Source organism: Mucilaginibacter sp. (genome assembly GCF_041663085.1).
GTDB lineage: Bacteria > Bacteroidota > Bacteroidia > Sphingobacteriales > Sphingobacteriaceae > Mucilaginibacter.
The window spans coordinates 1-10,574 of sequence record NZ_JBAZRC010000163.1 but is presented as its reverse complement, the minus strand read 5'-3'; the positions used below and the strand labels follow the sequence as shown (position 1 = coordinate 10,574).

Below are 10,574 nucleotides of genomic sequence, written 5' to 3'. Positions count from 1 at the left end.
CAGTTGCCGCCCCTGCTCCAAATTCGGACTTGAAAAATGCCCGCTTGGCCATTTTAAATGCATGTATGATATGCCTGAGCAACCGATCTCAGAATTTGTAAACAATACAACAATTTAGCTGTAATTATAATAAGCCATTATATATGAAAAAGCTATTGCTGATACGCCATGCCAAAGCAACCCACGAAAGCGGATATGCAGATTTTGAGCGCCCTTTAACCGACAAAGGTTTTAAGCAGTGCGAATTAATGGCATCAAGGTTAATTGCCGAAGGCATAAAACCCGAAATTATTGTGGCCAGCCCTGCTTTACGTACCCTTTCTACAGCAAATGTTTTTACGCAGGAAACCGGTTTACCCAAAGCAATAACCAATAAAGATATTTACGATGCAAGCGAAAACGCCTTGCTCAAAGTGATCTATAACTTGCCCGAAGAACATAATTTTATAGCCCTTGTTGGCCATAACCCGGGCATTAGCCAGGTACTGTACTACTTAAGCGGTGCTATAAAAGATGTGCCGCCATGCTCGGTTGCGGTAATAGAATTTGATGTTGAAAGCTGGAACGAGCTGCATGAGCACGCGGGCAAACTCACCCATTACGATACCTCAAAGGATTAGTCTTAATTCGAAAAATTTTAAGTCCATAGTCCCCAATCCGACTTAAGACTTCGGACTCAAAACTACACACTTAATTAACCTGGTACATCTTACCCGGTAACGAGCGGATAAACCCCTGCAGTTCCATGTCAAGCAGGGTCATAGCCAGCAGGCTCATGGACATATTTGCCTTGATGGAAAGATCGTCAATAGCCAGCGGGGTTTTATTTTGTTGTATAATTTCATAAACCGCGCGTTCATCTGCCGATAGATCTATGGGGAGCAACAATTGTTCAGGTGCGCTTTTAGCTTCGGTATTTTTTTCCCACCCTAAACTGTAGGCCAGGTCGGCAACACAGGTTAGTAAGGCTGCTTTATTATTACGGATCAGGAAGTTACACCCTTCAGAATACTCATCACCCAGCCTGCCCGGGAAAGCAAAAACATCCCGGTTATAGCTATTGGCAATTTCGGCAGTGATCAATGCGCCCCCCTTAAGGCCTGCTTCTACTACTACGGTAGCATCGGCCATACCCGCTACAATCCTGTTACGTTCAGGAAAATTCTGCCTGTCGGGTTTGGTGCCTGATGGGTATTCAGACAATATCCCCCCGTTTTCCATCATCTTATCTGCCGTAATTTTATTCTGATGAGGGTAAAACCTATCCAAGCCATGGCCCAAAACACCAATTGTGGGTACATTATATTTAAGGCATTCTTTGTGCGCGGCAACATCAATACCATGCGCAAGTCCGCTTATTACTAAAGCATTATATTCTGCCAGCTCTTCAACCAGTTGCTTGCATAATTGCCTGCCATAATCGGTAGCGTTGCGCGTACCCACTATACTCACACAACGGTACTGGTTAAGGTTGGCATTGCCTTTACTATATAATAATACGGGCGAATCGGTACAGTTTTTTAACCTGCGCGGGTAACGGGCATCTGTATAAAAGATAACATCAACCCCGTTTTTCTCAATAAACTTCAATTCTTCTTCGGCCCTTTTTAAGGCCTCATCAAAATTTAAACGCCCTCTCAATTTCTCTCCTACTCCGGGTATTTTTTTCAATTTTGCTTCACCAATTTTGAAAACCTCTTCCGCATCCCCAAAATGAGCAAGCATCATCTTAGCCTTTGTATGGCCTATTTCTTTGATAAATGTTAAAGCAACCTGGTGTAGTATGGACATGGCGTATCGTGATGCCCTAAAGTATAAAATTATCCTAAAATAATTAGCATTTATAGCTGAAAATATATTTCAAGTTGTTATCATAATGAGCCTGTCGAACCATTTGTCGCGTATATAGGTCTTCGACAAGCTCAGACTGACACCCCATTTACTTAATGCCAAATATTTTCTTACAAAAACTATAAAAATAGTTTGCAAACTACAAAAATAGTTTTACCTTAGCTTAACTATAAAAATAGTTTGCTATGAAACTTAAAGAACTTACCAAGGCCGAAGAACAGATCATGCAGATACTGTGGCAATTAAAAGAAGGGATCGTGAAAGAGATCCTGGAAAAAATTCCCGAACCAAAACCCGCGTACAACACCGTGTCAACCGTGGTGCGCGTGCTGGAGGGTAAAGGATTTATAGATCATAAAGCGTACGGCAACTCGCATGTGTACTTCCCGCTTATCAGCGAAGACGATTACAAAAAGTTCACGTTTGATAAGCTGATGAGCAATTATTTCGATAACTCCTACAAAAGCCTGGTATCATTCATAGCCGATGAGAAAGACCTGGGGCTAAAAGAACTTGATGAACTGACCGAGTTAATTAACAAACTTAAATCTCAAAAAAAATGAGCTGGCTGCATTACCTTATTGAGGCAAATATATACCTGGGGGTATTTTATTTGTGCTATTGCCTGTTTTTAAACCGCGATACCCATTACACACTGGGCCGTGTTTACCTGATATTTAGCTGCGTAATAGCATTTATTTTGCCGCTTACCCAACTGAGCATTTTAAGATCGGCCGAGTTGGGGACACAGCCCGTACGGGCACAGCTAAATCCACTTACACAGAAAAACAACTTTGATATGCCTTTAATATTCCTGTATATAACAGGTGCTGTCATCGCGTTTTTTGTGCTGCTGTTCCGCCTGCGTAAGTTGTACATCCTTACCCGTAACCATCATTCTATGTACCAGGATCAGTATAAACTGATTAACCTGAGTGATGAGAACACGGCCTTCTCTTTCTTTAATTACCTGTTCATCGGCAGCAACGTGCCCCAGGCCGAAACGGTTATAGCGCACGAGATGGTGCACATCCGTCAGAAACATTCAGTCGATATTATCTTTTTAGAGATCCTAAAGGTTGTAAACTGGTTTAACCCTTTTATCTACCTCGCCCAGCGCAGCCTTAAAACCATACATGAATACATTGCTGACGAACAAACGGCCGCACAAGAGCAGGACACCCTCACCTACTCTTCTTTCTTACTGAACAATGCCTATGGTATACAGGGTACATCTATCACACATTCATTTTTCAATTATAATTTATTAAAAAAGAGGATCATTATGTTAAACAAAAACCGATCAGGTAAATTAGCAAGGCTAAAGTACCTGGCAGCGCTGCCGCTTTGCGCAGGCATGCTCTGCGCATCAACACTGGTGTTTAGTAAGGATTATGGGCTGATAGACCTGACGCCGCCAAAGGCTATTATCGACAGTACTCAATATGCCTTAAAGCTAACCGATGCGAAAAACAATATCTCCGGAATATCTGATAAGATTGTTTTTACCGACCCCGCAACCGGCGTTAAAACCGCATATACTGTGAAAGGCCTAACTGAAAAAGACAAAGCCGATTTAAAACAAAAAGGGTTAGATATTTCCATTGTTGCACGCGAAGAAGCAAAAGCTGATACAGATAAAAGAAAACTTCCGCCACCACCGTCGCCCCTACCACCTAAGTCTAAGGGTAAAATCAAATTTCCACCGCCTGTTGTACCGGCTAAAGTTGAGCAAAATTCACCCCCGCCACCACCACCTGCACCTCCTGCACCACGTAAAAACAGAGTTGGTAAAGTGAAGTTTCCGCCGCCTGTTATAAAGATTGATGAACCGGTTAAAGTTAGTAAGTTAGCCTCTCCGGCTATCGAAAAAACACCTAAAGTTGAAGATATAGTGATAGCTGAGCCCCTATCGCCTGCAAAACCAAAAAAGCCGGTTAAAGCGCCGGCAATTGAAAAGGGAGTGCCTTTATAAGCTTTACCCCTTTACGTAGATCACTTGCTTGGTCTCAAAAAATTCCTCCTCAAAGTAATCTTTGAGATGATATTGCTGAACGGCTAAACCCGCGTCGGCAATTTCTTGTGTAAGGTCCCCACCTTTTAAATACAGTATCCCGTTAGGTAATTTATTGGTCGATTGTTTTTTAAACTTACCTTTTACCCACGGGTAAAAATCCTTTAGCTGCGTAACCGCGCGAGATACCACAAAATCAAACTGCTCTTTAATTTCTTCGGCACGGGCATGCGTTGCCTTAACGTTTTTTAACCCTAAAGCCGCAGCAACCTCAGTAACCACTTTTATTTTTTTGCCGATAGAATCAACTAAATGGAAATTGGTTTCGGGGAAAAGTATAGCCAGCGGTATCCCCGGGAAGCCTCCGCCTGTACCAACATCCAGCACATTTTCGCCGGGTAAAAAGGCCATTACTTTGGCAATACCAAGCGAGTGCAGCACATGGCGCTCATACAGCAGGTCGATATCCTTGCGGGATATTACGTTGATCTGGCTGTTCCACAGGGTGTAAAGCTCCTGCAGCTGTGCAAATTGGGCTTTTTGCTCAGCAGTAATTTCGGGGAAGTATTTCGTCAGGATCTCAGATGTCATCCTTATTATAGCGGTTAATGATATTACCTAGCAGGTACCTGGCCCTAAATAACTGCGCTTTAACTGTACCCAGTGGCAGGTCGAGCTGCTGGGCAATCTCCTCGTACGATAGTTCGTCGAAGTAACGCAGGGTTATCAGGTTACGGTAACGGATAGGTAAACTCTCTATCAGTAATTTAAGTTCTTCGGTTTGTTGTTTTTTGATGGATGTTTCCTCCGGGTTCAACACATCCGATTTTATCTGCAGCGGTTTTTCATCGCCATCCTCGTCCATCATCCCGTGGATGGATTGTGTGTTCAGCTTTTTCTTGCGTATAAAATCGATACAGTTATTGGTAGCCACGCGAAAAAGCCAGGTGCTAAAAGCATACTCGGGTTGGTATTTCTCCAGTTTTTCAAATGCTTTGGCAAAGGTTTCAACGGTAAGGTCCATCGCATCCTCTTTGTTATTAACCATTTTAAGCACCATAAAGTAGATGGAATCCTTGTAGCGGTGCATCAGGTCGGCATAGGCTTTTTGGTTACCCTGCCTTGCCTTTACTACCAGGTGAAAGTCGTTCTTAGCGTTTTCGGTGAAATGTTTATTTATTTCCATCTGGTGGTTTTAATAAATGTGCCAATCAATCCAAACACGTTTAAATACATATAATATATCATATCCAAAAAAGGTAATGACCATATCAAATCGCCGCAACTCAGCCTTTTAAATACCTTGCGGTAAACAATTAACTGCAGTATGAGCCTAAAAACCATAGCACCAATGGCTAAAAGCGGTTCAAATTTGAATACCAGGCACAATATAAATAAAACGTAAAACAAAAAGCCGCTAAGTGCATCAAAACTTAATGCCCGCCGGTGGTTGTTTTTATAAAGTTTACCCACGCCCATATGCCGTTTTTTTTGCCTGAACCAGCCACCCAAAGTGGTTTTGGCATCGGTATATGTAAAGGTATCTGGGTGTATCTCTATAGTGGTATTATCGGCAGTGGCGTTTTGGTTCACAAACAAATCATCATCGCCCGATAGTACGTGCATGTGCGATGCAAACCCCTTTGCCCCAAAAAACAAGGTTTTTGTGTACGCCAGGTTGCGGCCAATGCCCATATAAGCGTTCCCTGTTAAGGCTGCCGAAAGGTAATTAATAGCGGTTTTTAAAGTCTCGAACCTGATAAAAGGGTTCAGAAAATTACTTGTGCGGGTATAAGGCGAATAACCCAATACTATTTGCGTAGAACCTGTAAAGCCGGCCGCCATGCGGGTAATCCAGTTTAAAGTAGCGGGCTTGCAATCGGCATCTGTAAATAAAAGGTGTTCGTTCTTCGCTGCTTTTATGCCCAAAGTAAGGGCAAACTTTTTGCCGGTTTTGTAACGGGCATGCTCGGCAATGGTTACAATTTTAAGGTGCGGAAACTCCTGTTTTATCTCCAGCAGTATCATGTCCGATTCATCCGTCGAGCAATCGTTTATCACCACCACCTCATAATCGGGGTAGTTTTGCTGTAATATATAAGGTAAGTTTTCGGTTAGGTTACGGGCTTCGTTACGGGCGCTTATAATAACAGATACAGGCACAGTTGGGCCGGGTAACACCTCATTGGGTACATAGCGGGTAAGCCTGCTGTGGTTACTTAACAGGTAATACAGCTGTACAATAAAACATAGTTGAAACAGAACGAATAACGCCTCGTGAATATAAGCTTCCAAACCCCTTGATAATAAGGTGCAAATTTGTTAAAAATAGGTGACAAAAGCGAGTATTGTTTATAGGGAAAATTGATGAATTGTTCTATTGTTAAATTGTTGAGGCTTGAAGTGTTTTTTCATGATAATATAGGGGGCGTTGCCTGCGGCCCGGGCTATCCGCTCATACTGCACTCCAAAGGAGTCCTTCGGACAGGCATTAGGCGCGAGGCCGGTATCCGCTCCCTAACGCAAATTATCTTCCATTTTTCCCGCCCGTCATTGCTTCGTACCTCGCAATGACGGGTTGGTTTGTTCGTAGTAAGGCATAAATGCGTTGGATAAAAGCGGAAACCCCGGGCCGCAGGCAACGCTATAATTATTATCTAAAGTTTATTTGATCTGCCCTACACTCTATAAATAAATAACAATCTAATAACACCACACAACTACCACCAACACAACAATCTAACAATCCATTAATTTACCCATACCCAATCACCTTGCGCTCGTCTGTGACGAGTGCTTAACGTGGTCTCGCTATTTCATCGCCCCTATTTATCGCGTCACATACGCTAAACAATATTAAGCACCCGTCACAGACGAGCGCAAGTGGTACATAGCAAAACCGGGGCGAGTTAACTAACAAAGCAACAGGTTAAACCTCATAACTTTTGTTAATTTTGCACGGATAAATGAAATTTAATTTAACAGCACAAGATCCCCTTTCTAAAGCCCGCGCGGGCGAGGTAACTACAGACCACGGGGTTATACAAACGCCTATTTTTATGCCTGTTGGCACAGCCGGCACGGTAAAAGCAGTACACCAGCGCGAGCTGAAGGATGATATTAAGGCGCAGATAATATTAGGCAACACCTACCACTTATACTTAAGGCCGGGTTTAAATACCATTGAACAGGCCGGCGGTTTGCACAAATTTAATGGGTGGGAAGGCCCTATTTTAACAGATAGCGGCGGTTACCAGGTGTATTCGCTTACCGAAGTACGTAAGATAAAGGAGGAAGGTGTCACCTTTCGCTCGCATGTGGATGGGTCTAAACACCTGTTTACGCCCGAGAATGTGATGGATATTCAGCGCATTATTGGTGCAGATATTATCATGGCTTTTGATGAATGTACCCCCTACCCATGCGAATATAACTATGCCAAACGCTCTATAGAGATGACGCACCGCTGGCTTAAACGCTGCTGCGACCGCTTTGATACTACCGAACCTAAGTATGGTTATAGCCAAACCCTGTTCCCTATTGTACAGGGGTCGGTTTATAAAGATCTAAGGGTACGTTCGGCCGAGGTAATAGCCTCTTTTGAGCGTGAGGGCAACGCCATTGGCGGCCTAAGCGTAGGTGAACCTGCCGAAGAAATGTACGCCATGACAGAGGTTGTTTGTAATATACTGCCTGAGCATAAACCGCGTTACTTAATGGGCGTAGGCACACCTGTTAACCTTTTAGAAAACATTGCTTTAGGTATTGATATGTTTGATTGTGTAATGCCTACCCGCAACGCGCGCAATGGTATGCTGTTTACAAAAAATGGTATCATCAACATCAAAAACGAAAAGTGGAAGAACGATTTTTCGCCAATTGAAGCCGATAGCGACCTTTTTGCCGATACAGTATATACTAAAGCATACCTGCGCCACCTTATACATAGCGGCGAAATGCTGGGCGCGCAGATAGCAACCCTGCATAACCTGCACTTTTACATATGGTTAGTTCAGGAAGCACGCAATAAAATCATCGCCGGCGAGTTTTACGACTGGAAGAAAATGATGGTGAACCGTTTAGGCCAAAGATTGTAAATGAAGCGTTTTTTAGACAGATATTTAACCGTTATAGATTCATATATCATACGGAAATACCTGGGCACATTCGTGTTCACACTGGGTATTTTTATGGTGATATCTGTTGTGTTTGATATATCTGAACACCTGGATAATTTTTTGGGCGATAACACCTCTGTGCATGATGTTATTTTTGTATATTACGTAGGTTTTATCCCATTTTACCTGATGCTGCTTTCGCCATTAATTAATTTTTTGGCGGTAATTTACTTTACAGCGAAGATGGCCAACCAAACCGAGATTGTGCCAATACTAACAAGTAAAGCCAGTTTCTATCGTTTTTTACGGCCTTATGCCCTATCTGCAGGGTTAATATTTGTGGTATCGTTATTTGCCAATGTTTACCTTTTACCCTTTACAAACAAGCTAAAAGTAAGCTTTGAAAGCGCCCATTTCTTTAAAAATGATGACCCGTCAAAAAGCGAAGTTCACATCCAATTAGATAAACGTACCTTTGTTTACCTGCAAACTTACGACCCTCAGATTAAGACCGGGTACAACTTTACCCTCGAAAAATTTGACGGTGACGAGCTAAAAGAGAAGCTTACCGCTACCAGTATTACGTTCGATTCGGTTAGAAATCATTGGATAATTAAGATGGCAACCATACGCTATGTTAACGGTTTAAAGGAGGTTTTGAAAGAGAATTTACCCTCCATTGATACCGTTTTAGATATGCGCCCGATTGACTTTGAAGCCCACGATAACATGGTAAGTAACATCTATGGAACCATGTCATTATCGGTTTTAAACAAGGGTATCGAGAAAGAAAAAACCCGTAGTACGGGTGTTGTTGTTGATATGCAATTCGAAAAATATCGCCGTTTTGTAGAGCCTTTATCGGCCTTTGTACTCACCTGTATTGGTGTTTCAATCTCCTCCCGCAAGGTGCGTGGCGGTGTTGGTTTGCCTTTGGGTATTGGTATTTTTATCTGTTTTACCTATATCGTGGTAAACAAATTTGCACTGGTTTTTGCCATAAAAGGGGGCTTCCCACCCCTTATTGCGGTACTCATGCCTAACGTAATTTTCGGGATATTGGGGTATATCCTCATCGCAAAAGCGCCAAAATAATGACCGGCACAGGCTCACCAAATGAACAAAAAACGTCCCTTTCAGGGTCGAAAAAAGGCGTTTCAAATACCAATTCGGGCGTTAATAAGAACCTTTTAATCCTCCATTTTACCGTTTTTATCTGGGGGTTCACCGGTATTTTAGGCCAATTGATATCAATTTCGGCGGTAAATTTGGTTTGGTACAGGGTGCTAATTGCCAGCGTTTCGTTGTTTTTATACTTCAAATTTAACAAAACTGCATTCAAAATTAGCCGAAAAACCCTGGTAAAACTGCTGCTTACAGGGGCCTTAGTAGGCGGGCATTGGATACTTTTTTTCGCTTCTATCAAGCTTTCTACCGTGCCTGTAACGCTGGTTTGCCTCTCATCCATCACACTTTTTACCGCCATTTTTGAGCCTTTAATCAACAAAAAACGCATCTCAAAAATGGAGATCATTGCCGGAATTTTAATCATTTCAGGCATTATTTTAATTTTCAAATTCGAAACACAATACACTAAGGGTATAATAGCAGGCCTTGCAAGCGCCGTACTGGCAAGTCTTTTTTCTATCATAAACGGCCGTCAGATAAAGCATCATGAGGCTCCTGTAATAGCTTTCTATGAACTATCAGGTGCCCTGCTATGGATCACAATTTACCTTTTTGCCACCGTTGGCACCGCCGGTTTCCTGATCCCAAAAGCAGCCGATCTGGGCTATCTTTTCCTGCTTGGCACGGTGTGTACATCTCTTGCCTACGTTGCCGGGGTATCTGTAATGCGCGAGCTTTCGGCCTTCCGTGTAGCCCTTATCACCAACCTCGAGCCGGTGTACGGCATCATTATGGCCTTCCTTTTTTTCGGCGATATGAATAAAATGTCGGTAGGTTTTTGGGTTGGTTCTGTGATTATCCTCTCTACTATCTTCCTGTTTCCTGTTGCTCAAAAGCAGGTGGCTAAACGCCGTAACAGGTAAATTAACCTCTTCATCTTTCTACTAATCTCTGTCAAATGTCGCCCATTTCCCTGGGGGTAGGGGCAAAGTATGCCCTCAATTTTCAAGGCATTTTAAGCCCATATAAGCCATTATAATTTTCAGAGCAGTTATGGGTCGTCAAAATATTTACGGTCGAAACTGGGGCAAATTCAAAAATCAATTAGTGTACTGAATACTAAGCACGGCTAAAGTTATAAACATGCCATATATTTCGCTTTAATTTCAAGTTTTAAACTAAGACTTGAAATTACATTAAAAATATATTAATTTGAAAATCAATTATATATATAGATTATATAATGTAATAATACAAATAAAAATCATCTTTTAAAATTCCAAATACTAATTATTTTAGCACTTGTTTTTATAACTCCTTAAAATAGCATTTATATGTCTATAAATGAGTTTATTACAACAGTTTAAATAAGGTAATAATTCATACGGGTAAATACGCCTAAAATTCAAAGCAATGTGTACCGAACTAAGGAAATAAGATTTTATCAAAATTGGCAGGAGTAG

Annotated in this window: 10 protein-coding genes; 6 read left to right on the top strand and 4 right to left on the bottom strand. The window is 42.0% G+C overall.

What is annotated here, in order from left to right:
* The first annotated feature begins 143 nt into the window (after window positions 1-143).
* Window positions 144-620, top strand: a complete 477-nt coding sequence (locus WC615_RS20450) for a histidine phosphatase family protein (protein WP_372979914.1) — start codon at window positions 144-146, stop codon at window positions 618-620.
* 70 nt (window positions 621-690) lie between these two features.
* Here the strand turns inward: WC615_RS20450 and dprA are convergent, their stop codons facing one another.
* On the bottom strand, window positions 691-1,791 hold the full coding sequence (gene dprA / locus WC615_RS20445) for a DNA-processing protein DprA (RefSeq protein ID WP_372979913.1): 1,101 nt from the start codon (window positions 1,789-1,791) through the stop codon (window positions 691-693).
* Between the two features lie 245 nt (window positions 1,792-2,036).
* On the opposite strand from dprA, the gene WC615_RS20440 reads away from it, so the two are divergent.
* Both WC615_RS20440 and WC615_RS20435 read left to right on the top strand, forming a co-directional pair.
* Window positions 2,037-2,414: a BlaI/MecI/CopY family transcriptional regulator gene (locus WC615_RS20440; RefSeq protein ID WP_372979912.1), complete on the top strand. Its 378-nt coding sequence runs from the start codon at window positions 2,037-2,039 to the stop codon at window positions 2,412-2,414.
* Window positions 2,411-3,826 carry a M56 family metallopeptidase gene (locus tag WC615_RS20435; RefSeq protein ID WP_372979911.1) on the top strand — a complete coding sequence of 472 codons (1,416 nt, stop codon included), beginning with the start codon at window positions 2,411-2,413 and terminating at the stop codon, window positions 3,824-3,826. The genes WC615_RS20440 and WC615_RS20435 overlap by 4 nt, the downstream gene beginning before the upstream one ends.
* Before the next feature lie 3 nt (window positions 3,827-3,829).
* On the opposite strand, the gene rsmG is transcribed toward WC615_RS20435, so the two are convergent.
* Genes rsmG through WC615_RS20420 form a run of 3 tightly spaced genes read right to left on the bottom strand, consistent with a single transcriptional unit; the run spans window position 3,830 to window position 6,160 of the window.
* Complete coding sequence (gene rsmG / locus WC615_RS20430; protein ID WP_372979910.1) at window positions 3,830-4,456, bottom strand: 16S rRNA (guanine(527)-N(7))-methyltransferase RsmG; 627 nt, start codon at window positions 4,454-4,456, stop codon at window positions 3,830-3,832.
* Window positions 4,446-5,051 (bottom strand): RNA polymerase sigma factor, encoded by a 606-nt coding sequence (locus WC615_RS20425; protein ID WP_372979909.1) that lies wholly within the window; start codon window positions 5,049-5,051, stop codon window positions 4,446-4,448. The genes rsmG and WC615_RS20425 overlap by 11 nt, the downstream gene beginning before the upstream one ends.
* Complete coding sequence (locus WC615_RS20420; protein WP_372979908.1) at window positions 5,042-6,160, bottom strand: glycosyltransferase; 1,119 nt, start codon at window positions 6,158-6,160, stop codon at window positions 5,042-5,044. Before WC615_RS20420 ends, WC615_RS20425 begins: the two co-directional genes overlap by 10 nt.
* Window positions 6,161-6,831: 671 nt before the next feature.
* Here WC615_RS20420 and tgt point away from each other — a divergent pair.
* From tgt to WC615_RS20405, 3 genes are read left to right on the top strand one after another with little or no spacing between them, the layout of a single operon-like run.
* A complete protein-coding gene (gene tgt, locus WC615_RS20415) occupies window positions 6,832-7,962 on the top strand; it encodes a tRNA guanosine(34) transglycosylase Tgt (protein ID WP_372979907.1) in 1,131 nt (376 codons plus the stop codon).
* Window positions 7,963-9,078: an LptF/LptG family permease gene (locus WC615_RS20410; protein ID WP_372979906.1), complete on the top strand. Its 1,116-nt coding sequence runs from the start codon at window positions 7,963-7,965 to the stop codon at window positions 9,076-9,078. It abuts the gene before it with no gap.
* Entirely contained in the window at window positions 9,078-10,034 is a 957-nt protein-coding gene (locus tag WC615_RS20405) for a DMT family transporter (RefSeq protein ID WP_372979905.1), read from the top strand. The genes WC615_RS20410 and WC615_RS20405 overlap by 1 nt, the downstream gene beginning before the upstream one ends.
* Window positions 10,035-10,574 lie beyond the last annotated feature (540 nt).

Coding starts and splice junctions, on each gene's coding strand:
- WC615_RS20450 (WP_372979914.1), top strand. CDS start 144: ATGAAAAAGCTATTGCTGATACGCCATGCCAAAGCAACCCACGAAAGC.
- dprA (WP_372979913.1), bottom strand. CDS start 1,791: ATGTCCATACTACACCAGGTTGCTTTAACATTTATCAAAGAAATAGGC.
- WC615_RS20440 (WP_372979912.1), top strand. CDS start 2,037: ATGAAACTTAAAGAACTTACCAAGGCCGAAGAACAGATCATGCAGATA.
- WC615_RS20435 (WP_372979911.1), top strand. CDS start 2,411: ATGAGCTGGCTGCATTACCTTATTGAGGCAAATATATACCTGGGGGTA.
- rsmG (WP_372979910.1), bottom strand. CDS start 4,456: ATGACATCTGAGATCCTGACGAAATACTTCCCCGAAATTACTGCTGAG.
- WC615_RS20425 (WP_372979909.1), bottom strand. CDS start 5,051: ATGGAAATAAATAAACATTTCACCGAAAACGCTAAGAACGACTTTCAC.
- tgt (WP_372979907.1), top strand. CDS start 6,832: ATGAAATTTAATTTAACAGCACAAGATCCCCTTTCTAAAGCCCGCGCG.
- WC615_RS20410 (WP_372979906.1), top strand. CDS start 7,963: ATGAAGCGTTTTTTAGACAGATATTTAACCGTTATAGATTCATATATC.
- WC615_RS20405 (WP_372979905.1), top strand. CDS start 9,078: ATGACCGGCACAGGCTCACCAAATGAACAAAAAACGTCCCTTTCAGGG.